The sequence below is a fragment of the Gilvimarinus gilvus genome (genome assembly GCF_030518155.1).
Taxonomy (GTDB): Bacteria; Pseudomonadota; Gammaproteobacteria; order Pseudomonadales; family Cellvibrionaceae; genus Gilvimarinus; species Gilvimarinus gilvus.
Window position 1 is genome coordinate 1 of the sequence record NZ_JAULRU010000113.1, and the last position, 326, is coordinate 326.

The following is a 326-nucleotide window of genomic DNA, read 5'->3' on the forward strand; positions in this document are numbered from 1 at the left end:
AGCCCTCCATTTGATATAAAGATGTTTGCTAATCCTTGATTAATAATTTCCTTAAAGTTCTCTTTCAAAAAGCGATCATCTTTTGAAAAGATAAAGTCTGATTTATTGTAACCAACATAAAAAATGCTTTCAACAAGTGAGTTTTCTTCTGCTTTTGGAATACTTTTAAAAATTTTATCGAGATTAATTTTTATAAGAGATTCTACAGAAGATACAGTAGAGCAATGAAGAAAAACGAGGGCACTTGTTTGATGGAAATATCTAAAATGTTCTGTCAATTCATTCTTCAAAGCACCAAAATCAAACTCGATATTAGGGTTGAAAAT

General features: G+C 29.1%; 1 protein-coding gene. It reads right to left on the reverse strand.

Annotation, left to right across the window (positions count from 1 at the left end; genetic code table 11):
- A partial coding sequence (locus QWI17_RS00605; RefSeq protein ID WP_302720556.1) for a hypothetical protein occupies window positions 1-326 on the reverse strand: 326 nt, incomplete at both ends.